This is a genomic window from Croceivirga sp. JEA036 (assembly GCF_011882165.1).
GTDB lineage: Bacteria > Bacteroidota > Bacteroidia > Flavobacteriales > Flavobacteriaceae > Croceivirga.
Map to the genome: position 1 here is coordinate 698,047 of NZ_JAATON010000001.1, position 24,723 is coordinate 722,769.

Below are 24,723 nucleotides of genomic sequence, written 5' to 3' on the forward strand. Positions count from 1 at the left end.
AAAAAGGAGCGTTTATCGCTCCTTTTTTATTTTTTTATCTTTTTAAAAATGGATTAACCTTCCATTTCAAACTCTCCATCGCCATCACCTCCTCTGTTATTCTGTCTATTATTGCGGTCATTTTTAGATTGATTGAATCTGTATAGGAAAGAAAGGGTTACTTGCCTTCTTCTCCATTGGAATTCACTGTTAGAAGTAAAAAATTCCGTTTCTGTAAAAGACCTACGCTTTCTACTATTTAGTAAATCACTCACATTTAAACTTACCGTGGCATTATCTTTAAAGATGTCTTTACTAAATGCCATATTCAAAGAGAAAATGCCTTCGGTTTCCGTTTGTGCGTTTTGTCTTGGTCCAAAATAGAAGGCATTGGTTTGCCAACTAATTTTAGCTGGTAAATTAACCTTAGAACCTAAACGGGTAAAGAAACTATTATTTTCTGCACCATAATCTACTCCATTAAAGCTACCTTCTGTAGCAAATCTAAAAAAGTTAACGCTGCTTGTAAGTCGTATCCACTTAGCAGGATTAAGCATTACAGATGCTTCTGCACCATAACGGTTGTTTGTAGATAAATTAATAGGTATAGACCGTACAATTTCAATACCATCTGTAGTGGTTTGCCCTGTGGATTCTTGTACACGTTCAAAAGAATTAGTTTCTCTTTGGTAATACACAGATGTTGTTAAGGTTACTTTTTTCCATCGTTTCAAATAACCAACATCAAAAGCATTGGAATAAGCAGGGTCCAAATCTGGATTTCCTTGAAAAATATTGGTTCTACTAGACCTTGATGGGAATGGGTTTATGAACCATCCTCGTGGTCTATTAATTCTACGATTGTAACCTATGGATACATTTTCTGTATCTGTAATTTCATAAACTAAATTAAGTGTAGGGAAAAGTCCCAGATACTTCTTGTCAAAATTAACATCTACATCTACACCTAATTCCTGTTCTAGTGCCTCTGGGTCAAATTCTGTATCTACTTGCCCTTTAAGCTGGGTATGTTCTAAACGTAAACCGGCTAAAACAGAAAATTTACCAAACTTATCCCCATATTGCGTATAGACTGCGTGTACATTTTCATCATACGTAAATTCGTTCGTAAGGTTTTCATTAATAACAAACTGATTTCTAGCTTGGTCTAATGAATCCAATTGATAATCGGTTATTTCTTGTTTTAAAGTGCTTCTAAATCCAGCCTCAAATTGTGCGTCTCCCATGGGTAAAACATAATCTGCCTGTATTAGATACTCGTTTTCGGTCTCTTCTTCTAATACATTTTCTAAAGCAATCAGGGCATCGTTAGGTAAGGTTTCATTCTCTTCTATTCTTGAAACAGTAGTTTGGTTGTCTCTAGAATATTGAAAGTCTGCAGTTAACTTATGACCGTCTTCATTAAACTTGTTTACGTAATTTATAGAGACTTGGTAGGTGTCGCTCTCTTCTTCTTCATCTTCTTCTCTAAAAGTTTCGTTTTCCTTTGCACCCAAATTAAATCGTTGATTGGTATTTTCTGTGAGGTCGTTACCATCAGACCGGCGATAGAATAGGGCGGTGGTTAAAGAAGATTTGTCGTTTATAAAATATTCCGCACCTAAATTGGCATTAAAATTTTTATTAAGTCTATTGTATTCTCGGTCTTCTATAATACGGTCAAAACTACCAGAAGTGTAGGTGTTATCATAAAAAGCATTACCAGGAGCATCTCTGTAACGGTATCCCAATGTGCTAAAAATGTTTAATTTATCTGTTCTAAGATTTCCGTTTATGGTAGCTCCAGAATTGGTAGGATGCCCAATAAACACATTTGCAGAGCCGTTAAAACCCAATGTTTTTTCTCTTTTAAGAACAATGTTTAAAATTCCGGCAGTTCCTTCTGCATCATAACGGGCAGAAGGACTGGTAATAACTTCTACCTTTTCTATGGCATCTGCAGGTAATTGTTGTAGCGCCTCACTAGAACCGAAACCAGCCAATGCAGATGGTTTACCATTAATTAAAATACGCACATTTTCATTACCCCGTAAACTTATTGCGCCTTCTACATCTACATCTACAGAGGGGATGTTGTTTAGTGCATCTGTTATAGTAGCACCACTATTAGTTAAGTCTTTACCTACGTTATAGATTTTCTTATCTAATCTTACTTCTACAGTAGTTTTTTCACCGACAACTTCTACAGCTTCTAACTGATTTACATCTAGCGTAAGTCCAATTTTACCAAAGTCTTTGGAACTAGTTATGTTTTGGTTGTTAAGTGTTACGGATTTGTACGAAATATATTCGAACTTAATATGGTAATTACCGGGGTCTATAGCTACATTAAACTTACCATCTAAGTCTGTAATACCACCTGTTACTGAATTTGGATTTTCTACGGATTGTACTACAATAGTGGCAAATTCTAGCGGTTGGCCAGAATCTTTATCTATTACTGTTCCTGTTAAGGTTATGGATTTGTTGGTTGGTCTTTGGGCTTGGGTCAATAAACTGCTTAAAATAAAAAGCGATAGGAACAGTTTCTTCATACTAGGTTTTGGTTTTCTTTTTTTTGCGTTGTTTTCGTTTGGTTTTGGACGGATTTTCCCTCATACTTAAATACACCTCGTATTTTTCTTGGGGTAAAGCCGCTTTTAATTCCTCATCTTGCTCCTTTTGAATTTTTTCAAATTCTTCCCTCATTTTTTGAGGTTCTAGTTTCAAAATTTGGAGTTCCATACGTTTTTGAACTGCTTTTACAAAAGATGTTCTTACCACTGCCTCCTCAAAAGGGTCTAAACCCATAGTCTCTTTAATCTGGGGCATTTGTTGGTCTACCACTTGTTCCGCGGTCAATTTCTCTGGTTCTTTTTCTGGGGTTTTTGCTTGCGGAATACTGCTTCTACCGCCATAACCAGAACCATATCTATTACCATAGCCATATTGAGCGTAGCTTTGGAAGCCAACGGCCATTAAAAAAAGTAGTAAAGTCTTTCTTATAAGCGTTTTCATTTGTACGGAATTTTCAAATTTAACGTTCGTGTTATGTTACATTTACTAAAGCTTTGTTAATTGGTAAAGCCCTAGGAGTTCTTTAAGGTTTTGTTAACTAGGCATCATTTTCTTTTTGCCCCATCATCATAAGGTACGATTTTAAAAACGCATCTATATCACCATTCATCACAGCATCCACATTACCAGTCTCTTCACTAGTTCTTACATCTTTTACCAACTTATAAGGATGCATTACATAATTCCGAATTTGGGAGCCCCATTCAATCTTCATTTTAGAAGATTCAATTTCTTCTCTTGCTTCTTGTTTTTTCCTCAATTCAATTTCATACAACTGAGACTTAAGCATTTTCATTGCAGTAGCTCTATTATCATGCTGCGATCTAGAATCAGAACAAGATATTTGTATGCCAGTAGGTTTGTGTACTAATTGTACTTTAGTTTCTACTTTGTTTACATTTTGCCCCCCAGCGCCACTAGAACGTGCTGTAGTAATTTCAATTTCTGATGGGTTAACTTCTATCTCTATAGTATCATCTACTAAAGGATATACATATACGCTAGCAAAAGATGTATGCCTTTTTGCATTACTATCAAACGGAGATATACGTACGAGTCTATGTACACCGTTTTCTCCTTTTAACCATCCAAAGGCAAATTCGCCTTCTATTTCTAGGGTTACCGTTTTAATACCCGCGACATCACCTTCTTGATAATTGAGTTCTTTTACTTTATAGCCATTTTTCTCTGCCCACATCATATACATACGCATGAGCATGCTGGCCCAATCACAACTTTCTGTACCCCCGGCGCCAGCAGTTATTTGCAGTACTGCTGTAAGCTCATCACCTTCATCAGAAAGCATATTTTTAAACTCTAATTTTTCTATTAAAGCTTTGCTTTGCTCAAACTTGGATTCTACTTCTTTAGCATCAACTTCACCCGCTTGAAAAAATTCTAGCAATACTTCTAAATCGCCTACTAAGGTTTCTCCCTCACGGTATTCTTCCACCCACTTTTTTTTGGATTTTAAAGCTTGCATTTGTTTTTGAGCTTCTTGTGGGTTATCCCAAAACGTAGGTTCTAAGGTTTTTTCTTCCTCATTCTCTATTTCAATAAGTTTGGCATCAATGTCAAAGATACCTCCTTAACGCACCAAGGCGCTCAATAAGATCTTTTTGCTGATCTGTAGTTATCATACTTATATTTATTTAGCGCAAAAATAGCGTTTCATTGTGGCTGTACAACAATTTGCCTAATTTTAGAAATCCAAATAACTAACTCCATGCAAAAAACATTCCATTTACTTTTAGTAGCGGTACTTTTATGTAAGGTAAGTGCCGCACAAAGCTTTAAAACAACCGCAGATTACCAAAAATTCAACGGCTATTTTGATTTTTATTATGATGATGAAAAAGACAAAGTTTTCATTGCAGTAGAAAAACTGAAACAAGACTTCTTATACGTTTACTCTCTAAGTAGTGGTGTAGGGCATAATGATATAGGATTGGATAGAGGTCAATTGGGGAATGAACAAGTAGTACATTTTAAAAAAGCAGGTAATAAGTTATTATTAGTACAGCCCAATCTAACGTACAGAGCCAATACTTCAAACCTTCTAGAAAAAAGGTCTGTAGAACAAGCTTTTGCTAAATCGGTTTTATTTGGGTTTCCCATTATAGAAGAGCTTAAAGGAACTTATTTAATAGACGTGACTGACTTTTTGATGCAAGATGCGCATGGAGTTGCAGACCGTTTACAAAATAGAGGACAGGGCACGTATAAGCTAGATAAAAGCAAAAGTGCTTTTGCATTAGAAAGAACCAAAGCTTTTCCTGAAAATATTGAGTTTGATGTGCTACTAACCTTTGCAGGCAAGGCAAAAGGGAACTTAATACGTTCTGTTGCGCCGAATCCTGATTTGGTAACTGTTGCACAACACCATTCCTTTATAAAATTACCAGAACCTGGGTTTGAGCTGAGAAAATTTGACCCAAGAAGTGGTTCTTATCCTTTTACTTTCTATGATTATGCTACACCTGTGGAAGAATCTTTAGTAAAACGATACATTCCTAGACATAGGTTAGAAAAGAAAAATCCAGAAGCAGCAATGAGTGAAGCTGTGGAGCCTATAATTTATTACTTAGATAATGGTACGCCAGAACCTGTTCGTTCTGCACTTTTAGAAGGCGGGCGTTGGTGGAACCAAGCTTTCGAAGCTATAGGATACAAAAATGCATTTCAGGTCAAAATGTTGCCAGATGATGCTGACCCTATGGATGTTCGGTATAATGTGATACAATGGGTGCACCGCTCTACAAGAGGATGGAGTTATGGCGCTAGTGTACGTGATCCACGTACAGGAGAAATTATAAAAGGGCATGTAAGTTTGGGTAGTTTACGTATTCGCCAAGACTTTTTAATCGCACAAGCGCTAATGAATCAACCCTTTAAAGAAAGTGACACCAATAGTGAGCCAATGTTGCAAATGGCCATTGCGCGTATAAGACAGTTATCCGCACATGAAATTGGACATACGTTGGGTTTTGCACACAATTTTGCTGCGAGTACCAATAACCGAGCATCGGTCATGGATTATCCACATCCGTATTTAGAATTTAAAAATGGTCAAATGGATTTTAGTAATGCGTATGCCACAGGAATAGGGGAATGGGACAAGGTTACCGTAGCCTATTCTTATAGTGATTTTCCTAAAGGAACAGACGAAGGTGCTGCACTAAACAAAATTCTTGAAGATGCGACAGATAAAGGCTTACGCTATTTATCGGATCAAGATGCGAGACCAACAGGTAGTGCTAGTGGAGATGCGCATTTGTGGGATAATGGTACTGATATTCCAGAAGAGTTAAGCAGACTACTGACTGTTAGAAAAAAAGCCATCTCAAATTTTTCGGAGGATAATATTAAAACTGGAGAGCCATACTCAATATTGGAAGATGTTTTTGTACCGCTCTATTTTCTACATAGATACCAAACCGAAGCTGCTGTGAAACAAGTAGGAGGAGTAGATTACAGTTACAGAGTGAAAGGCGATAATCAGGCATCGGTTAAATCAGTAGCCAAAACACAACAAGAAAAAGCACTTACAGCTGTACTGACAACTTTGAGCGCAGAAGAATTGGCTATACCAGCAGAAAAATTAGGTTTATTTGGTCCACGAAGTATAGGTTACAACCGTTCTAGGGAATCTTTTGAAAGTAAAAATGGCGTTGGTTTTGATGCTTACGGAGCTGCCGAAACTGCAGCAGACATGAGTCTTTCGCTATTATTGCATCCAGAACGTGCCAATCGTTTGGTACAGCAAAAAGCTATTGATGAGAACCAAATTGGATTGGAAGAGGTGTTGAACATGCTTGTAGCTAAAACGATTACCAGAAAAGTTAAGAATGGGTATTTACAAGAGGTACAGTTTGTAATCAATAATGCAACTTTAAAGGCAATTATGAAATTGGGAGCTTCTGAGCAAACCTATCCACAAGTTAAGGCAGTAGTCATTTCTAATCTTAGGGAGCTTAAGAAAACATTATCTGGAAAAACTAGTAATAAAATGGATGAGCTAATAGTTAATGAGATAGACCAATTTATGGCTAACCCAGATACCTATAAAAACGAATTTAATGCCCCTAAAATTCCTGATGGTTCACCTATAGGGATGGATTGTATGAATTAATACGAGTTATGGAAATAAATTTAATCAGTGATACAGTAACTAAGCCTACCGCTGAGATGATGTATGCAATGACCCATGCAGATGTAGGAGATGATGTTTTTAAAAATGACCCTACCATCAACGCTTTAGAAGCTAAGGTTGCACAGCTTTTTGGAATGGAAGCAGCCTTGTATTTTCCAAGTGGAACCATGGCTAACCAAACCGCAATTAAAATACACACCCAACCGGGAGACCAAGTTATTTGTGATAAATATGCGCATATTTTTAATTATGAGGGTGGCGGTGTGAGCTTTAACAGCGGCGCCTCTTGTAAATTGGTAGACGGCCATCGCGGTATGATGACTGCAGAACAAGTGGAAGCCGCAATCAATCCACCAGATTTTTACCACAGTCCATTAACACGTTTGGTTGCCATAGAGAATACTACTAATAAGGGAGGTGGAGCTTGTTGGGACTTTGAAGAATTAACAAGAATTAAAGCAGTTACTCAGAAGCATAATTTGGGATATCATTTAGATGGAGCTCGTTTGTGGAATGCCCTGGTTGCAAAAAAGGAAACTCCAGAACAATACGGTGCTTTATTTGATACCATTAGTGTTTGCTTAAGTAAGGGATTGGGTTGTCCTGTAGGTTCTGTATTAGTGGGTACAGAGGAGGCAATGCAAAAAGCACTGCGTATCCGTAAAATATTTGGTGGTGGTATGCGCCAAGCAGGATTCTTAGCGGCTGCAGGTATTTACGCTATAGATAATCATATAGAACGCCTTGCAGATGACCATAAACGAGCTAAAGAATTGGGTAAAGCGTTAAACGCTTTAAAAGTGGTAAAAAAAGTGGAGCCAGTAGAGACTAATATTGTGATTTTTGAAATTGATACCCACACTATGTCAGAAGCAGATTTTTTGGCTAAGCTTAAAGAAAATAATATAAGTATTATAGGTATGGGGCAAGGTAAATTACGTATGGTTACGCATATGGATTATACGGCAGAAATGCATACTATTACTTTAGCCATTTTAAAAACAATCTAGGCCTTTTGTAAAGCTTCTTTAAAGTTTTTAATTCCATTTTCCATGCCTGCTTCAGACAGGTATGGATTACTCGTTCCTAAAATTTTGCCTTGAGTAGATTTAAATTTAAATTGAAATTTACCGTTTGGCATCGTTTTACGTTCTATTTGACGTTCATTTGTGTTGTGTTTAAATTCTTTCAAATTTTGTTGTATTTCATTTTTATCATCAAAGATTTTACTAGTAAAAAGGACTTCTCCTGAGTGGGATTTAACGCAAAATTGATAATTTCTTTCATTTTTAGTTATGATTTCTATCATCGTACCTTATAATTTAAACTTCTTGAAAAACAAGTGATTATATCGCTTTTAAATTTTAATTATTCGTAACACTTTTCTTACATTTGTTAAAAATATATCAAAAATTGTGACTTTTTTAAGATAATGGTTTCTTACTTACAAATCGAAATTTCAATAGTTTAAAATTAATTTAACAAACACTAACAAATTATGAAAAAAGTTTTGTCTTTCGCTGCATTTTTTGCAGTTGTTGCTTTTGCTCAAGCACAGGATTTACCAGCAAATCCAGAGCCAGGTAAATGTTACGTAAGATGTACCACACCAGATGTGTATACCAATGAGACTGTAACAGTAACCGTTAAGCCTGCTTATAAAGTGCTAAAAACAGTACCAGCAACCTACAAAACAGTTACAGAACGTGTTTTAGTAAAAGAAGAAGGGAAGAAATTAGTAGTTGTACCAGCAAAATGGGGTACAGAAACAGTTTCTTATGTTTCTAAGGAAGCTGGGAGTTCTTTAAAAGTTATTCCTGCAAGCTTTGCGCCTAGTTCAGAAACTGTAGAGATTAAGCCGGCTTACGCACAATGGGAACTAGGTTCTCCTGCTCCTGATTGTGCTTCTGGGAACCCTGATGATTGCCGTTATTGGTGTTATAAAGGATATCCTGCAGAGTTTACTACGGTAAGTACTCAGGTATTATCTAACGATGCAAGCTTTGAAAGAATTAGTGGTTCTGCTAAGAATGCTAGCTATACAAAAAGAGTTATGTTAGAGCCAGCCAAAGTTGTAGAAGAAGTGATTCCAGCAGAGTACACTACAATTACTAAAACGGTTTTAGATAAGGATGCTTATACGGTAGAAGAGGTTATTCCAGCGGTAACTAAAACAGTAACTAAAGAAGTATTACAATCTAAAGGTGGTTTAACTTCTTGGAAAGAGGTTGAATGTTCTTTGGTAGAATACCAAGCTTTACCAATTAACTGGAACTTGGGTAGTGCTACTTTAACTGCAGAAGCTAAAAGAATTATAGATTCTAGATTAATGCCAGTTTTGTCTCAAAACCCAGGAGTTAAATTAGAAATTGCTTCTCACACAGATGCTAGAGGTTCTGCAACTTCTAACCAAGATTTGTCTGATAGAAGAGCAAAAGCTGTTGCAGATTACTTAATTTCTAAAGGTGTTAACTCTAGTTTATTAGTAGCTAATGGTTACGGAGAAAAGAGATTAAAGAACAGATGTGCAGATGGCGTTTCTTGTACAGAAAGAGAGCACGCTGCTAACAGAAGAACAGAGTTCAGATTAATTAACAACTAATTTAATGTTGTTTTAAAATAAAAAAGCCCTCGGGAAACCGAGGGCTTTTCTTTTGTGTAAAATCTTATTTATTACGCTTTAGAAATTCTAAATGGTATTGTACTTCTCCATTCATACTATAACCAGAATATTCATCTAAAACTTTCTCTTTAGGTGATAAAGCTACCAATAATGGAAACACACCCTTCTTATTATACTTGCTAATTAGCTTTTTATTTTTTTCAAATTCGTCTGCGGTTAATAAATCTCGGTTTCTAGGATAGTCCACATACAACAAAACATAATTCTTAGATACCTCTGCAAAATCACGAGTTTCAAATAAATCCTTTTTTAGTTGGATGCAGGGTGTACACCAGTCACTCCCAGTAAAGTAAACCAAAACATTTTTATTCGATTTTTTAGCAGCCTTTAGAGCTTTTTCATAATCGGTTTTCCAATCTAAGCTATCTTTTGATTCTACGGCTACACCATTGGTAAATAAGAGTACAACTAAGGAAAATAGTGCTACAAACTTCATTTTAATCAATTTTGTTTCTACTTAAATAACGAATCCATTCCAGGAATATTGGGCATGCCATCTTTTGCTACTGCAGCCAATTCTGTTTCATTAACCTTTGTAGCACGTGCAATTGCCTTATTAAGTGTTAAGACCAAATAATCTTCTAGTTGCTCTTTATCTGCTAATAATTCATCTGCTACTTGAATGCTTTTGAGCTCTCTATTGGCTGTAATTGTAATTTTCAACAATCCATCAGTAGACGCTTCATCTAAAAGAACCGTGTCTAATCTTTTTTTTGTCTCTTCTACTTTTTGTTGGGTTTCTTTGAGTTTACCCATCATTCCCATAATATCTCCGAACATGATTATAAATTTTTATAATGTCAAAATTAGTAAATTACCCTGCCACAATACTTTAAAACTATGTCAAAACAAATTATTCTTGTCTGTATAATCTATATTATTTTTGCAAGCTCTTGTAAAACTAAAAGTAAAGAAACAATCGTGCCAAAACCACCTATAGCAAAGAAAATAGCCAAAGAACTCGTAATGCATGAAGATGTTAGAGTAGATAATTATTATTGGCTTAATGACCGTGAGAACCCGGAGGTAATAGCGTATTTAGAAGCAGAGAATGCTTATTATAACGAAATGACTGCCCATACCATGGATTTCCAAGAAACACTTTTTGAGGAAATGAAAGGGCGTATTAAAGAAGACGATGCTTCTGTTCCCTATAAGCTAAATGGGTATTATTATATAACCCGATACGAGGTAGGGAGCGAATATCCTATTTATTCTAGAAAAAAGGGAACTTTAGATGCCGAAGAAGAAGTGCTATTTAATTGTAATATACTAGCTAAAGGGCACGATTATTTTAATTTAAGAGGTGTTTCTGTTAGTCCAGATAACAAAAAGGCTGCATTTGGTGTAGATACGGTATCTAGAAGACAGTACACCTTACAATTTAAAGATTTAGAAAGCGGAGAAATACTTGAAGAAAAAATAGAAAACACTACTGGCAGTGCAGTTTGGGCAGCAGATAATAAAACGGTTTTCTACACAAAGAAAGACCCAGTAACTCTGCGTTCAGATAAGATATATCGTCATAAATTAGGAACACCTGTAACCGCGGATGTTTTGGTTTATACTGAGGATGATGACACCTACAATACTTTTGTTTATAAAACCAAGTCTAGAGATTACATTGTAATTGGTTCTTCTAGTACTATGACTACTGAATATAGATTTATTAAAGTTACTGAGCCAGAAGCTGACTTTAAGGTGTTTTCTCCTAGAGAAAGAGGGTTAGAGTACTCGATTTACCATTTTAAAAATGACTTCTACATTCTTACAAATAAGGATGGCGCAACTAACTTTAAGTTAATGAAAGCTAAGGAAGGAGCAACACATTTTACGGATTGGGAAGAGTTTATTCCACACAGGAGTGATGTATTGCTAGAAGACATAGAAATTTTTAAAGATTACTATGTGCTAACAGAAAGAGAACAGGGGTTAAGTAAAATGAAAATTGTGAGATGGGATGGTACGGATAGCTATTATTTACCTTTTGATTCTGAAACGTATGTTGCTGGGCCTACCACCAATTTAGATTTTGATACTCTTAAATTTAGATATGTTTACAGTTCAATGACATCGCCCTATGCAATCATAGAGTTTGATATGTACTCTAAGGAAAAAACCATTCTTAAAGAACAGGAGGTTCTTGGCGGGCAATTCCATAAAGAAAATTACAAATCTAAACGGGTTTGGGCAACAGCCCAAGATGGTAAAAAGGTGCCTATTTCTATGGTTTATCATAAAGATACCCCTTTAGATGGGACTGCACCTCTTTTACAATATGCCTATGGTTCTTATGGATCCACCATAGATCCCTATTTTTCTACTTCAAGATTAAGTCTGTTAGACCGTGGTTTCATTTATGCAATAGCGCATATAAGAGGTGGGGAGTATTTGGGGAGACCTTGGTATGAAGACGGTAAATTGTTCACCAAGAAAAATACATTTACGGATTTTATTGATTGTTCTAAGTTTTTGATTGAAGAAAATTATACAACTACAGAACATTTGTATGCTATGGGAGGGTCAGCAGGTGGACTATTAATGGGAGCCATTGTTAACATGGCACCAGAACTTTACCACGGCGTAGTAGCACAAGTACCCTTTGTAGATGTAATCACTACTATGTTAGATGATTCTATACCCTTAACAACGGGCGAATATGATGAGTGGGGTAATCCAAATGACAAAGATTATTACACCTACATGAAATCTTATTCTCCGTACGATAATGTAACCGCAAAAGCCTATCCTAATATGTACGTAAGTACGGGTTTGCATGATTCTCAGGTGCAGTATTGGGAGCCGGCAAAATGGGTTGCTAAACTAAGAGATTTAAAAACGGATACTAACGTACTCTATTTAGACACTAATATGGAGGCTGGTCATGGTGGTGCTTCTGGGCGTTTTGAAGCCTTAAAAGAGACCGCTAAGGAGTACGCTTTTTTATTAGATTTAGAAGGAAAAATCCGATAAAAATTAAAAATACTATTTTTGCACTTGGTAAGTTTAAGACTTTCCTTTAAATGTTTTCCCTATGAGAAACCAAATTAAAGCCTACGATAGTATTTTAGACTTAGTAGGTAATACACCACTTATAAGGTTACAAAAGCTTACAGCAGATATGGCTGGTGAGTTCTTTGCCAAGGTAGAGGCATTTAACCCAGGACATTCTGCAAAGGACAGGATTGCCGCTCATATTATTGCTCAAGCTGAAAAAAATGGAATTCTTAAAAGGGGGAGCACCATAATAGAAACTACTTCTGGTAATACAGGTTTTAGCCTAGCCATGGCAAGTATGGTAAAAGGTTATGAGTGTATTTTGGCAGTAAGTTCAAAATCTTCTCCAGATAAGATAGATATGCTACGTGCTATGGGAGCAAAGGTTTATGTTTGTCCAGCTCATGTTAGTGCAGATGATCCAAGGTCTTATTATGAAGTTGCTAAACGATTACACAAGGAGACCCCTGGTTCTATCTATATTAACCAATATTTTAATGCATTAAATATAGAAGCGCACTACGCATCTACAGGTCCAGAAATTTGGGAACAAACAGCAGGTCAAATTACGCATTTAGTTGCATGTAGTGGTACTGGTGGTACTATATCTGGTACGGCACGCTTTTTAAAAGAACAAAACCCAAATATTAAAGTATTGGCAGTAGACGCCTATGGTTCTGTTTTAAAAAAGTATCACGAAACTGGGCAGTTTGACCATAATGAAGTATACCCGTACCGTATAGAAGGTTTAGGTAAAAATTTGATTCCCTCTGCCACAGATTTTAATGCTATAGACCGCTACATTAAAGTTACAGATGCAGAAAGTGCACATATGGCTCGTAAAATTGCATCAGAAGAAGGTATGTTTGTGGGGTATACTAGTGGTGCAGCGATGCAAGCTTTAATGCAGTATCACTTAGAAGGCGAATTTGATGCTCAAAGCAAGGTTGTTGTTATTTTTCCAGATCATGGGTCTCGTTATATGAGTAAAATTTATAGTGATGAATGGATGGAAAATCAAGGATTTTTTGAAGGTGATAAAATGCCAAAACCAAAGGCAATAGAATATATTAAATAACAAATTTTACGCTAATAACTTAAAAGACAATGTGTTTTGCATTGTCTTTTTTGTTGGTAAAAACAAATTGCTCAGTGAGATAAAAATCATATTTTTGCAAGTAAAATCAATTTTAGGTAGATGAGGGATATTTTTGATAGAATCATTGAAAACAAAGGTCCATTAGGTAAATGGGCATCTCAAGCAGAAGGATATTTTGTATTCCCAAAATTAGAAGGTCCAATCTCTAATAGAATGAAGTTTAGAGGTAAGGATGTAATTACTTGGAGTATTAATGATTACTTAGGGTTAGCCAATCTACCTGAAATAAAGAAAGTAGATTCTGATGCGGCTTTAGAGCATGGAACTGCCTACCCTATGGGGGCTAGAATGATGAGTGGTCACACTAACTATCATGAGCAATTAGAACAAGAACTGGCCGCCTTTGTAAATAAAGAAGCATCTTATTTATTAAACTTTGGATACCAAGGGTTCATGTCTGTTATAGACGCGTTGGTTTCTAAAGATGATATTATAGTTTATGATGTAGATTGCCACGCTTGTATTATAGATGGGGTTCGTTTACACGTAGGTAAGCGTTTTACCTTTATGCATAACGATGTAGAAAGTTTAGAGAAAAACTTGGAGCGTGCTACTAAAATGGCTAATGAAACCGGTGGTGGTATTTTGGTTATTTCTGAAGGCGTTTTCGGGATGCGTGGTGAGCAAGGTAAATTAAAAGAAATTGCTGCGTTAAAAAAGAAATTTAAGTTTCGTTTATTAGTGGATGATGCCCACGGTTTTGGTACTTTAGGCAAAACAGGTGCTGGAGCGGGAGAAGAGCAAGGTGTACAAGACGATATAGACGTATACTTAGCAACTTTTGCTAAATCCATGGCTGGTATTGGTGCATTTGTAGCTGCGGATAAAGGAATTATAGAATACTTAAAGTACAACATGCGTTCTCAAATGTTCGCTAAGTCATTACCTATGGTGTTTGTAAAAGGGGCTTTAAAACGTTTGGACATGTTGCGTACAATGCCAGAACTTAAAGCTAAGCTTTGGGAAAACGTAAATGCGTTGCAAAGTGGTCTGAAGGAAAGAGGTTTTGATATTGGCACAACTCAAAGTTGTGTAACACCAGTATACCTTAATGGTAGTATTCCAGAGGCAATGGCCTTAGTAAAGGATTTACGTGAAAATTATGGTATCTTCTGTTCCATTGTAGTTTATCCGGTAATTCCTAAAGGATTAATTTTATTACGTTTAATCCCAACGGCTACCCATACAATGGAAGATATTAAAGAAACCTTAGATGCGTTTTCTGCAATAAGAGATAGATTAGAAAATGGTACTTACAAACGTTTATCAGCTGCTGTAGCCGCTGCAATGGGCGAATAACTTATAGAAAATAACGCTTTAGTAGTTCAACAACTCTGCTTCGATAGCTGTTGCCAAACATATTTAAATGCACTAATAGGTAGTATAATTGGTATACTTCTGTTAGTGCATTTTGATTTTTATGCGGTGGGATATTTTCATGATAGCCTTGATAAAAGTTATTGGAAAAGCCACCAAATAGTTTAGTCATTGCTAATTCCATTTCGTTATGGCCATAGTAAACAGACGGATCAATAAGATAAGGAGTGCCGTTCTCATGTATTAGGTAATTTCCACACCACAAATCTCCATGCAATAAAGAAGGTTTGGTGTTATCAGCTATCGTGGTCATTACTTTTTGTATATTATCCAAGTTGGGAATCTCTTCTTTTAATAGATATCCCAATTTTCTGGCTATCCCTAATTGTGGATATAAGCGTTGTAGAGCGTAGAAAGTACTCCAACTTGGGTTTATGGTGTTGTTTTGAGGTAAGTTACCAATAAAGTTATGTTCTTTTGCCCCAAAGTAGGTGGTTTCTGTTGTTGAATGTAACTGTGAAAGTTGTATACCCAAGGTATGCATAGCCTCTTGGTCCGCGTTTTTAGTGGGTATCCATTCTAATATTAGATAGGCGTTATTTTCTATTTTACCGTAGGAATGAATTGCAGGTGTTTCAATAGTATTTGTTGCTTTTATTTGATGCAATCCGTTTACTTCGGCTTTAAAATATACTTCAGCATTTTTCTCATAATTGCATTTTACTACAAAAACATCGCTTGTAGTTACTACTTTAAAAACTTGAGAAACATTACCGCCGCTTAGCGAAGTAATAGATTTAATATCGCCCTTAAAAAGCTCATAAATCCATTTCATCATACCTTAATTCAATGCTTTACGGTAGGTTCTTCTTCTTTTGTGGGTAATGGGATTAAAATGTTTCCACATTTGTCTAATAGCGGTATTTTCTTCTAGTTCAGGAGTTCTAATACAGTTTTCTACTCCTTTTTCTTTAAAAGTGTGGTAATACTCATTAAATATTATAGCAGTAATACCTTTGTTTTGATATTCTGGTCTAATGCCAATAAGGTAAAAAATGACGTCTTTGCTATTTTTTCTTGCTTGTAATAGATGGTAAAATCCAAAAGGGAAGAGTTTTCCTTTAGCTTTTTGTAACGCCTTAGAAAAAGATGGCATAACAATGGCAAAAGCAACCAGTTCATCATCTTTATCAACAACAAACTTTATATATTCTGGATTGATGAATGAAATGTATTTCTTTTTAAAATATTCTTTCTGTACATCTGTAATTTTCACAAAAGAAGACAACTTAGCATAACTCTCGTTAAACAAATCGAACATTTTATCTACCCATGGCATTATATCTTCACTCTTAGTAAAGTTTAATTCGCGCAGTTGAAATCTTCTTTTGATTAAAGTGTTGGCTTTTTCAAACAATTTAGGGTCTGCGGCGGCTGCCTTAAACTTGTTTTCTAGATATTCTTTTTCCTTTGTAAAACCATGAGCTTCGTAATGGTTTTGGTAATACGGGTGGTTATACCAAGTAATCATTGTGCCAATATGGTCAAAACCTTCTATTAAAACACCAACTTTATCTAAATTGGTAAAACCAACAGGTCCTTCCATGTAATCTAAGGCGTTTTCTGCTCCTATGCTCGCTACTTTTTGTAATAATGCTTTAGAAACTTCTAAATCATCAACAAAATCAAACCATCCAAAACGCATTTTTTTAAGTCCTTGCTCTTTAACTTCTAACCAGTTAATAATTGCGGCAACTCTACCCACAATTATATTTTCTTTATAAGCTAAGAAAAAGCGTGCTTCTGCATTAGCAAAAACGGGATTTTTATTTTGATCAAAAGTTTCTAGTTCGTCCTTAATAATTGGTGGAACCCAGTAGGGATTGTTTTTGTAGAGTGAAAATGGAAATTTCACAAAAGCCTTTAAGCCTGCTTTATTGGTAACCTCTTTTATGCTAATCATTCTGCGTATAAATAACTACGCAATATTAACAAATATTAAAAGGAGTACTAAGCAAATAAGTCTTAGAAATCTAACTTATCTTTCTTGTTTTTCTTTTTCTTAGATTTCATACTACCTTTTTTAATTTTATTTTTTGGCTTCTGCTTGTTGATAGGCACTAATTTATCTTTATGAAAATCTAAACGGTAAGATAGCCCTGTTCTACCAAAAAGGCGCATTGGCGTGTCTTTTAGGCTCCCACCAAGACTAAAATCTACCTGAAAATTTGGGCTAAACAAATGAGCAATGCCAGTACGGAGTAATAGGTCAGAATGCCTGTCGCTCTTAATACCTTGGTGCTCTACAAAAATACTCCACTTTGGGTTTCTAAAAGCTCTAGAGTATGATATAGCGTAGCTTAATTCTGGAAAATCTGTAGTTATGCGGTCGTAAGCAATATTGGTAATCAACACTTGCTTAGGACTAAGCCTACTCTGCGTGGCAATCATACCTCTATAGCTTATGGTGCCATCTTCAGGATAAAAAGGATTGTCTCCTAAATTAAATGTGGCTCCTGCAAATAAGGAAACTGCTGGTATTAAATTTTTTAGTTGAAATTTATTGTTTGCTCTCCAACTATAAATATTGGGTTTATTAGCTTCTGGATTTTTGTAAGGATCAAATATTAAATATTTAATTCCCAATCTATTTCTGGTAAAATCGGAACGTGTTTCTTCAAAATCAAAATTCTCATAAGTTATAGCCTCTTTTACATATGTCCCTTCGTATATAAGTTCTAATTGTTCAAATAAAAACCCATACCTAAGCGCTATTTCGCCTCCTAATCTGCTACCATTGGTATTTAGTAGGGAGTGGTCTCTTCTTTCATATAAAAATCCAGCTTCTCCTTGCACAACTCCGGTACCCACTGAGTAGGCGCTTACCGCAATACCTGGTCTATTAGAGTTAATAACATCTGTATATTGGGCATTTATAAAAAATGGAATGCTTACTAAAATGAAAATGAATTTGTAAGGTAATTGGGCCATAGCCAGAGTTTTAATACTATTTTATGAAACGAATACCGATAAACTGATACTAACAATGTAATTTTGATGCAATAGCGAGATACTATGGTTTTATTACAAACGATATTAATCCTTATAATCGTATACTACGGGATAAAATTCCTTCTAAAATTATTTATGCCAAACATTATACGGTATGCCTCTAAAAAGGCAGAAGAAAAGTTTGGACAACAGTTTGGAGGATTTCAACAACGGACAGCAGAACACCAAGAAGAGGGTAAAACAACCGTCTATAAAAAATCCAATACAAAGAGTAACCCTTCAAAAAAAGTTGGAGAATATATAGAATTTGAAGAAATTGAGTGATCTTTAGCCACTCAAAATATAATTGATGAAGCTTTCTACCAAAGCATTTTTTACGCATTTAGCTGTTCTTCTGTTTTTTATGATAGCCGCACTGGTCTATTTTTATCCTGTAATACAAGGTAAAGGTATTTTTCAGTCAGACATAGCCCAATACAAAGGCATGGCTCAAGAAAGAAATTCCTTTAAAGAAGATACAGGCGAAGAATCTTATTGGACAAATAGTGCTTTTGGTGGCATGCCAACATACCAATTAGGCGCTAACTATCCGCACGATTACGTTAAAAAATTAGACCGATTAATTCGGTTTTTACCAAGACCAGCAGACTATCTATTCCTTTATTTTATAGGTTTTTACATTTTAATGTTAAGTCTTAAGGTAGACTATAGGCTTGCAATCTTAGGTAGCTTAGCCTTTGGTCTATCTACCTACTATATAATAATACTAGGAGTAGGGCACAATGCTAAAGCTCACGCCATTGCCTATTTACCTATGTTGTTAGGCGGGATAGTATTGGTTTTTAGAAAAAAATACGTCTTAGGATTTATTGTTACAGCCTTGGCAATGGCCTTAGAAATAAGTGCTAATCATTACCAAATGACCTATTATTTCATGTTATTGGTTCTTATTCTGGGCGTAGTGCAATTGGTGTATGCTATTATAGATAAAAAGTTAAAACATTTTTTTATATCTGTAGGCTTATTGATTGTAGCTGTTATTTTAGGTATTACCACCAATGCTACAGGTTTAATGGCTACAAAAGAATATGCAGATTGGAGTACTAGAGGAGAGTCTAATTTAACCATTAATCCGGATGGTAGTCCTAAAGCCAAAACCTCTGGCTTAGATACAGATTATATAACACAATACAGTTATGGAATAACGGAGTCTTTAGATTTATTTGTTCCTAGAATGTTTGGGGGTTCTAACAGTGAAAAATTGGGAAAACAATCCAACACCTATGATTTTTTAACTTCTCAAGGTCTTTCTTCCTCTAGGGCACTGGAATTCTCAGAAAATTTGCCTTTATATTGGGGAGATCAACCTATTGTTGCTGGTCCTGCCTATCTTGGAGCTGTTGTTTTATTTCTATTTTTCATTGGCTTAATTCTAGTTAAAGGAAAACGTAAGTGGTGGTTGCTTGCTGGCGTAGTTGTGGCTCTGGTTTTATCTTGGGGGAAGAATTTTTCAGTACTTACAGACTTTATGATTGCCAATTTCCCAATGTACAATAAGTTTAGAGCGGTATCGTCAATACAGGTAATAGTGGAACTATGTGTGCCAGTTTTAGCCATTTTAGGGTTAAAACAACTATTCCGGAAAAAGGTTACTTTATCGCAAAAATTAAATGCTGTAATATGGTCTGGAGTAATATCCCTTGGGTTAATTGTTATCATCTTTTTATTAAAAGGGACGTTTTCATTTGAAAGCCTAAATGATGGAAATTATCTACGGTATTACGGAGAAGAATTGATGGCTTTGATTCGTTCCGATAGAGAGGCTGTCTATGTAAATGATACTCTTAGAACATTACTGTTATGTTTTCTAACTTTTATATTGTTGTTTTTGTATGCAAAAGGGAAATTGAATAAAAATTTTACCATCGTAGCCCTAGGCGTACTAGTAGTAGTGGATTTAGGTGGAGTTGCCAAACGCTATGTAGATGCGGATGATTTTGTTAGTATGAGGCAAATTAATAGGCCCTTTAAAGCCACTGATTTAGATAAGCAAATTCAACAAGACCCTGGAATATTTAGAGTATTTGACCCAAAAGAAGGATTAAATGGGGCTAGGACTTCTTTCTTTCATAAGTCTTTAGGAGGGTATCATGCAGCAAAACCCAAACGGATTCAAGATTTATTCGAGTTTCATTTATACAACAATAATGTTGAAGTCTTGAATATGTTAAATGCTAAATATATTATTCAAGAAGATGAAGAGGGTAGGAGTTTCCCTGCTGTAAATCCAGATGCTAACGGGCCAGCATGGTTTGTACAAGAATTAGTACCAGTAACATCAGAAAATGAAGAAATTAAAGCGTTAGATGGGATAGATACCAAAACCACGGCGGTTTACAATGCTTCCAAGTTCAAAATTGATAGAAATGCCTTTGTGAAAGATTCAACAGCTAAAGTGGCTATCAAGGATTATAGACCTAATCTCATCACCTATAATACCCATAGTGAAAAAGATGGTTTTATAGTTTTTTCTGAAATGTACTATACTGATGGGTGGAATGCTTATCTAGATGGTAAACTAGCTCCACACATAAAAGTGAATTATGCCTTGCGTGGTATGGCTATACCTACTGGTGCTCATACTATTACTTTTAAGTTTGAACCAGGGGTAATTAAAAAAGGAAGTACCATTGCATTAATTAGCAATATTTTACTAGGCTTAATAATAATATGTGGTTTAGGCTTTTTACTAAAACCTAAACGGGATAAAGCAGTTGCTTAATGCAAAAGGTGCTAATTATTGCCTACTATTGGCCTCCTGCAGGAGGGCCCGGAGTACAGCGATGGCTCAACTTTGTAAAGTATTTACCAGAGTTTGGAATTGAACCAATTGTCTATGTTCCGGAGAACCCTACTTATCCTATACAAGATGAAAGACTAGTAGCAGATATACCAAAAGAAGTTACCATTTTAAAACAACCCATTTTTGAGCCGTATGGTTTAGCTGCACTTTTTGGAAAAAAACAAACCAAGCAAATCAGTTCTGGTCTTATTCCTAAGCAAAAGAAACAAACCTTTTTAGAACGACTTTTACTGTGGATACGTGGTAATTTATTTATTCCAGATGCGCGTAAATTTTGGGTAAAACCTTCTGTAAAATATTTAACAGGGATTATAAAACAGCAACAGATTACAACTTTAATTACTACAGGACCGCCACATAGTGTGCATCTTATAGGTCAAAAACTAAAGCGTAAATCTGGCGTTACTTGGTGGGCAGATTTTAGAGACCCATGGACCACAATTGGTTATCATAAAAAGTTAAAGCTTACTAGATTGGCAGCCAATCAACATAAGCGTTTGGAACGGCAAATATTACTTGCCGCAGATGGTCTTTTGGTAACTAGTGATAAAACCAAGCTTGAATTTCAAAACATCACTAAAACACCCATTCATGTTCTAACAAATGGGTACGAAATAGAGCCGAAACCAACAATTTTGGACCAAAAATTTACACTTGCGCATATAGGTTCCTTATTAACAGATAGGAACCCAATAGCATTATGGCAAGCATTGTCTGAGTTGGTGAAAGAAAACTACCATTTTGCCCAAGAATTACAACTTAACTTAATTGGAGTAGTGGGGGAAGATATAAAAGATAGCCTTGCATTTTATCAATTAGAGGATTACGTAACGTATTTAGGCTATTTAGGACATGAGGAGGTATTGGAACATCAAGCTAAATCTCAAGTGCTATTACTATTAGAAATAGATTCACCAGAAACTCAGGGAATCATTCCAGGTAAATTATTTGAATATTTAATTGCAAAACGTCCTATTCTTGCCATCGGACCTAAATACTGGGAGGCTGGTGAGCGAGTTGAAAGGCACCAAGCTGGTAGGTACCATATCGCTACAGATAAAGATGGTATAAAAGAAAATTTAGTACTTTGGTTTAATGCATTTCAAAACCAGTCTTTAGAAGTGAATCCTATAAATATTGCACAATACCACAGAAAAGCGCTAACCAAAAGATTAGCACAATTACTAGCATGGGCATAGTTCTAAGACAGTCTTTTAAAAATACCTTGATAACCTATATGGGGTTTGGAATTGGAGCCATTAACATTCTTTTTTTGTATACGCATATACTGTCCGATACGTATTTTGGTCTAGTAAATTTTATATTAGCTACAGCGGCGATTTTAATGCCCTTATTAGCTTTTGGTGTACATAACACCTTAGTTAAATTTTATACAGCACAAGAAGAAGCAGAAAAGGACGGCTTTTTAACACTTATGCTTTTAAGTCCATTGCTGAGTAGCATCCCATTAGCATCGCTGGTGTATTTATTTTATGATTCACTAGCTGTTTACTTATCACAAAAAAATATTCTAGTTAAGGATTATATCTGGTATCTTTTTTTAGTTGGCTTTGGCATGGCTTATTTTGAGGTGTTTTACGCTTGGTGTAAGGTGTTTTTAAAGTCGGTTTTTGGTAATTTTATGAAAGAAGTTTTTGCCAGACTTTGTGTGTTGATACTCTTACTTTTCTTGTATTATAATTGGATATCCGTAGCTGTATTTTTAAAAGGATTGGTAGGGATTTACCTTTTAAGGTCTTTGATAATGATGTTCTATGCGTACTCCTTACGTAAACCTAAATTAAGCGTAAGATTCCCTAAAGCTACGAAAGAAATCATGAGCTACAGTATGCTCATTATTTTAGGTGGTTCTGCATCTTTAGTGCTTTTAGAGATTGATAAGTTTATGATTAATCAATTTAAGACCATTGAAAATGTTGCTTATTATAGTGTGGCAGTTTTTATTGCAACTGTAATTATTGTACCCTCTAGGGCTATGCATCAAATAACATATCCATTAACGGCTACCCTAATTAACACTAACGATACAAAAGAGTTGAATGTTCTTTATAAGAAATCTTCTCTGACCTTGCTTATCGCTTCTGGTTTATTGTTTTTGCTTATTGTTTTAAATTTAAATGAGCTTTACCAATTATTACCAGAGGAGTATGCAAAAGGTTTTTCTATTGTTTTTATAATAGGATTAGCTAAGGTATTAGAATCTTCTGGTGGAAATATCAATTCTATACTATACAATTCTCAGTACTATAAATCGGTATTAGTAATCGGAGTTTTACTGGCCATAGCTACTATTCTTCTCAATTTATGGCTTATTCCAAAGTATGGAATATATGGTGCAGCTCTGGCAAGTTTTATAGCACTATTTATTTTCAATGTTGTAAAAGTATTATTTGTAAAATGGAAATTACAGCTGTGGCCATACAGTATAGCAATTTTAAAAACCCTTATCCTATTAGTTGTTTTAGGAGCAGCTTTTAGTGTAGTAATCTTACCGTGGCATCCTATTTTGGCAATTTTAGTCAAATCAATTGCCATTATCGTATCTTATGTAAGTGCGCTTTATCTTTTTAAAATTTCTGAAGATATCACAGCGCTATTACAGAAGTTGTTTGTTAGAAAATAAAAAAAGGCCCCACATAGATAAATCTAATGCGGAGCCAAACAACTAACCAACCTAAAAACTAATTCTTATAATCGTCCTCTTGTACTTCTAGTACTAGTAGTACTTCTTCTAGAGGTATTGCTTCTTACAGGTGTGCTTTTTCTTGATACGGTTGTACTTCTGCTCACTGTTGCTCTTTTACCGTTGTTAGTACTTTTTCTTATAGTTGTACTTCTATTAACTGTAGCGCTGTTGCCCTTAGTTACCCTAGTATTTGGTTTCTTATACGTTGTACTACGCTGAGTTACCGTTCTGCTACTTGGCGTTCTTGTAACTTCTCTTTTTGTTACCGTAGTGCTTCTAGGAGTCCTAGTCACAGTTCTTTGAGTAACTTGTGGACTTCTAGAATTACTTCTACTTTGAACACTATTTCTTCTGTTAGAAGAGGCATTATTGTTTCTGGCAACTTCGGACCTTCTATCAGTATTTCTCACCGCATTGGATGATTTTCTAGAATAGCCTTGGTTACTAGTACGTGCTATTGTGCTTCTTCTACTATAATCCTTGCTACTTCTACCATAATCGGCGGACCTTCTTATACTTCTGTTATCTCTTACAACTACGCGCTTATCGTTTCTGTAGATATTATCTCTTCTACCTTTATTATATCTGTACTCTCTACCTACATTAGCGTAGACTCTTCTGTTGTTATTTCTGTAGGGACGGTACCAAGTATATCTTACAGGAGTGTAGTATCTTCTATATGGTCTGGTGTATACATTGCAAAACCCTACTGCAGGTCTAGCAAAATACCGGTGAAATGGTCTATACACATAACCTCTGTTGTATACGTTAATAAATCCAGTATAATGACTGATAACACCTCCGTTGTAGTAAATATTTAGCCCGCCTACACGTCTAACTCTGTTATTTCTATACCAAACATCTACGTCTCCAATTTGGGTAACTCTACCATAATAGTCATAAAATATGGGAACATTCTCTACTTGAATTACCGCTCCATAATCGTCATACTGTACAAAAGGATTATAATCCCAACCAGAATTAAAGGTTATGCCCACATTCCCGAAGCGTGCACCCATCCCTACATTAACTCTATTGTCTATGTAAAAATCAAATTCACCATCAGGATATACAGAAAAGGTAATACCACCTTCTGTAAAAATAAATGAGTTGCCGTATGCATAAGACCTTACTGCTGTGCTCTCTTTTGTTGTAGTGGCAAAAGAACTACCAGTTCCTAAAACCACCGCTACCAATAATAGTACTAACTTTTTCATACGCTCTGATTTAAGTTTTGAATGCAACTATTTACATCCTGATTTAAACTTACCAAACA

20 protein-coding genes are annotated in these 24,723 nt (G+C 35.6%); 10 read left to right on the top strand and 10 right to left on the bottom strand.

Annotated features, from left to right (window positions below; all coding sequences use genetic code 11):
- Positions 1–53 precede the first annotated feature (53 nt).
- The 3 genes from HCO57_RS02710 to prfB form a co-directional block, all read right to left on the bottom strand.
- A complete protein-coding gene (locus HCO57_RS02710) occupies positions 54–2,534 on the bottom strand; it encodes a TonB-dependent receptor domain-containing protein (RefSeq protein WP_167987735.1) in 2,481 nt (826 codons plus the stop codon).
- Between the two features lies 1 nt (position 2,535).
- Entirely contained in the window at positions 2,536–2,997 is a 462-nt protein-coding gene (locus HCO57_RS02715; RefSeq protein WP_167987736.1) for a hypothetical protein, read from the bottom strand.
- Positions 2,998–3,094: 97 nt separating this feature from the next.
- Positions 3,095–4,196, bottom strand: a protein-coding gene (gene prfB / locus HCO57_RS02720; protein WP_167987737.1) for a peptide chain release factor 2 whose coding sequence is annotated in 2 segments (ribosomal slippage) — positions 3,095–4,132 and positions 4,134–4,196 — 1,101 coding nt in all. Because the reading frame shifts where the segments join, the coding sequence is not laid out codon by codon here.
- 86 nt (positions 4,197–4,282) lie between these two features.
- Between prfB and HCO57_RS02725 the strand changes: the two genes are divergently transcribed.
- Positions 4,283–6,688: a zinc-dependent metalloprotease gene (locus HCO57_RS02725; RefSeq protein WP_167987738.1), complete on the top strand. Its 2,406-nt coding sequence runs from the start codon at positions 4,283–4,285 to the stop codon at positions 6,686–6,688.
- An 8-nt stretch (positions 6,689–6,696) separates the two neighbouring features.
- On the top strand, positions 6,697–7,719 hold the full coding sequence (locus HCO57_RS02730) for a threonine aldolase family protein (RefSeq protein WP_167987739.1): 1,023 nt from the start codon (positions 6,697–6,699) through the stop codon (positions 7,717–7,719).
- On the opposite strand, the gene HCO57_RS02735 is transcribed toward HCO57_RS02730, so the two are convergent.
- Positions 7,716–8,018, bottom strand: a complete 303-nt coding sequence (locus HCO57_RS02735) for a YegP family protein (RefSeq protein ID WP_167987740.1) — start codon at positions 8,016–8,018, stop codon at positions 7,716–7,718. The two genes, HCO57_RS02730 and HCO57_RS02735, sit on opposite strands and share 4 nt — an antisense overlap.
- A 189-nt stretch (positions 8,019–8,207) precedes the next feature.
- On the opposite strand from HCO57_RS02735, the gene HCO57_RS02740 reads away from it, so the two are divergent.
- Complete coding sequence (locus HCO57_RS02740) at positions 8,208–9,311, top strand: OmpA family protein (RefSeq protein WP_136950029.1); 1,104 nt, start codon at positions 8,208–8,210, stop codon at positions 9,309–9,311.
- A 64-nt stretch (positions 9,312–9,375) separates the two neighbouring features.
- On the opposite strand, the gene HCO57_RS02745 is transcribed toward HCO57_RS02740, so the two are convergent.
- Positions 9,376–9,828, bottom strand: a complete 453-nt coding sequence (locus tag HCO57_RS02745; RefSeq protein WP_167987741.1) for a thioredoxin family protein — start codon at positions 9,826–9,828, stop codon at positions 9,376–9,378.
- Between the two features lie 17 nt (positions 9,829–9,845).
- Complete coding sequence (locus HCO57_RS02750; RefSeq protein ID WP_167987742.1) at positions 9,846–10,172, bottom strand: YbaB/EbfC family nucleoid-associated protein; 327 nt, start codon at positions 10,170–10,172, stop codon at positions 9,846–9,848.
- A 60-nt stretch (positions 10,173–10,232) separates the two neighbouring features.
- Here HCO57_RS02750 and HCO57_RS02755 point away from each other — a divergent pair, with 60 nt between their 5' ends.
- The 3 genes from HCO57_RS02755 (at position 10,233) to HCO57_RS02765 (ending at position 14,847) form a co-directional block, all read left to right on the top strand.
- Positions 10,233–12,365 (top strand): S9 family peptidase, encoded by a 2,133-nt coding sequence (locus HCO57_RS02755; RefSeq protein WP_167987743.1) that lies wholly within the window; start codon positions 10,233–10,235, stop codon positions 12,363–12,365.
- 61 nt (positions 12,366–12,426) lie between these two features.
- Positions 12,427–13,467 carry a PLP-dependent cysteine synthase family protein gene (locus HCO57_RS02760; RefSeq protein WP_167987744.1) on the top strand — a complete coding sequence of 347 codons (1,041 nt, stop codon included), beginning with the start codon at positions 12,427–12,429 and terminating at the stop codon, positions 13,465–13,467.
- Between the two features lie 120 nt (positions 13,468–13,587).
- Positions 13,588–14,847: an aminotransferase class I/II-fold pyridoxal phosphate-dependent enzyme gene (locus tag HCO57_RS02765; protein WP_136950024.1), complete on the top strand. Its 1,260-nt coding sequence runs from the start codon at positions 13,588–13,590 to the stop codon at positions 14,845–14,847.
- A 1-nt stretch (position 14,848) separates the two neighbouring features.
- Here HCO57_RS02765 and HCO57_RS02770 read toward each other — a convergent pair whose 3' ends face one another.
- From HCO57_RS02770 to HCO57_RS02780, 3 genes are all read right to left on the bottom strand, one after another.
- Positions 14,849–15,703 carry a fructosamine kinase family protein gene (locus tag HCO57_RS02770; RefSeq protein WP_167987745.1) on the bottom strand — a complete coding sequence of 285 codons (855 nt, stop codon included), beginning with the start codon at positions 15,701–15,703 and terminating at the stop codon, positions 14,849–14,851.
- Between the two features lie 3 nt (positions 15,704–15,706).
- Positions 15,707–16,828, bottom strand: a complete 1,122-nt coding sequence (locus HCO57_RS02775) for a GNAT family N-acetyltransferase (protein WP_167987746.1) — start codon at positions 16,826–16,828, stop codon at positions 15,707–15,709.
- A gap of 62 nt (positions 16,829–16,890) precedes the next feature.
- Positions 16,891–17,856, bottom strand: coding sequence for a transporter (locus HCO57_RS02780; protein WP_167987747.1), 966 nt, complete (start codon positions 17,854–17,856; stop codon positions 16,891–16,893).
- Positions 17,857–17,940: 84 nt separating this feature from the next.
- Here HCO57_RS02780 and HCO57_RS02785 point away from each other — a divergent pair, with 84 nt between their 5' ends.
- From HCO57_RS02785 to HCO57_RS02800, 4 genes are read left to right on the top strand one after another with little or no spacing between them, the layout of a single operon-like run.
- Positions 17,941–18,201, top strand: a complete 261-nt coding sequence (locus HCO57_RS02785) for a DUF4834 family protein (protein ID WP_136950020.1) — start codon at positions 17,941–17,943, stop codon at positions 18,199–18,201.
- Positions 18,202–18,226: 25 nt separating this feature from the next.
- Positions 18,227–20,659 (top strand): YfhO family protein, encoded by a 2,433-nt coding sequence (locus tag HCO57_RS02790; protein WP_167987748.1) that lies wholly within the window; start codon positions 18,227–18,229, stop codon positions 20,657–20,659.
- Positions 20,659–21,939 carry a glycosyltransferase family 4 protein gene (locus tag HCO57_RS02795; RefSeq protein WP_167987749.1) on the top strand — a complete coding sequence of 427 codons (1,281 nt, stop codon included), beginning with the start codon at positions 20,659–20,661 and terminating at the stop codon, positions 21,937–21,939. The genes HCO57_RS02790 and HCO57_RS02795 overlap by 1 nt, the downstream gene beginning before the upstream one ends.
- A complete protein-coding gene (locus HCO57_RS02800) occupies positions 21,930–23,384 on the top strand; it encodes an oligosaccharide flippase family protein (protein ID WP_136950017.1) in 1,455 nt (484 codons plus the stop codon). Before HCO57_RS02795 ends, HCO57_RS02800 begins: the two co-directional genes overlap by 10 nt.
- Positions 23,385–23,449: 65 nt before the next feature.
- Here the strand turns inward: HCO57_RS02800 and HCO57_RS02805 are convergent, their stop codons facing one another.
- Positions 23,450–24,664 carry a hypothetical protein gene (locus tag HCO57_RS02805; RefSeq protein ID WP_167987750.1) on the bottom strand — a complete coding sequence of 405 codons (1,215 nt, stop codon included), beginning with the start codon at positions 24,662–24,664 and terminating at the stop codon, positions 23,450–23,452.
- Positions 24,665–24,723 lie beyond the last annotated feature (59 nt).